Below are 260 nucleotides of genomic sequence, written 5' to 3'. Positions count from 1 at the left end.
TTTCTTCAGATAGGCTTCGGTCACACCGAAGTGAAGCATCGCTGCAGCCACGGCCGACTTGTCATCGGCTGCCCCAAGCGCCCGGCGCACCGGTTCAGGCATGGCCAGCGAAGGCATTGCCAGTGAACCCAGCACGGCAAGACCTCCTGTACGTAAAAAGTTTCTTCTATCCATATGGTTGAGTTTTTGAGTTTTTGAGTTTTTGAGTTTTTGAGTTTTTGAGTTCTTAAGTTTTTGAGTTCTTAAGTTTTTGAGTTCTT

At 47.3% G+C, this 260-nt stretch carries 1 pseudogene; it reads right to left on the bottom strand.

Annotated features, from left to right (window positions below):
• Window positions 1–174, bottom strand: a pseudogene (locus tag QVP67_RS09565) (TldD/PmbA family protein); the annotation flags it as partial.
• Between the last annotated feature and the right edge of the window lie 86 nt (window positions 175–260).

Source organism: Bacteroides sp. CAG:633 (assembly GCF_000435115.1).
In the GTDB taxonomy this organism is placed as follows: Bacteria; Bacteroidota; Bacteroidia; order Bacteroidales; family Bacteroidaceae; genus Bacteroides; species Bacteroides ndongoniae.
This window is presented reverse-complemented; position numbering and strand designations above follow the sequence as displayed.